Annotated in this window: 1 protein-coding gene; it reads right to left on the bottom strand. The window is 60.3% G+C overall.

Annotated elements, in window-relative coordinates:
* Positions 1-519, bottom strand: a 519-nt coding sequence (locus AK963_RS30575) for a VCBS domain-containing protein (RefSeq protein ID WP_202969980.1), incomplete at both ends; no start/stop codon positions are given.

Raw genomic sequence — 519 nt, 5'->3', positions numbered from 1 at the left:
CAATGGCAAAGGAACCACTGTCGGATAATGTGGTGGTGTTTTCACCGGTGCCGCCATCCACAATCTCGGTCACCGCGCCGGTGACATCGGTGGCCGCAGTAATGGTCGGTACATCATTGGTGCCGGTAATGGTCACGGTGACCTGCTGATCCACGGTGCCGCCGTTGCCATCGTTGACCGTCACCGTGTAGGTCTGGGTGACCACCTGGTTCCTGGCCAGGTAATCCAGGTCCGCATCGGGCACGCTGAAGGTCCAGTCCACCTGGCCGGCGCCGTCAGTGGTGGTGTTGTTGCTGACCGTCGGGGTAAAGGAGCCCAGGTACCCGGTGGTGTCGGAAGTGACGCTGACGGTCTGGACATCGGTGAGGTCCACATCAGCAATGGCAAAGGAGCCACTGTCGGATAATGTGGTGGTGTTTTCACCGGTGCCGCCATCCACAATCTCGGTCACCGCGCCGGTGACATCGGTGGCCGCAGTAATGGTCGGTACATCATTGGTGCCGGTGATGGTCACGGTGA

It is taken from the genome of Endozoicomonas atrinae (assembly GCF_001647025.1).
GTDB classification, from domain to species: Bacteria; Pseudomonadota; Gammaproteobacteria; order Pseudomonadales; family Endozoicomonadaceae; genus Endozoicomonas; species Endozoicomonas atrinae.
The sequence above is the reverse complement of the archived record's forward strand: the minus strand, read 5'-3'. Positions and strand labels throughout refer to the sequence as shown.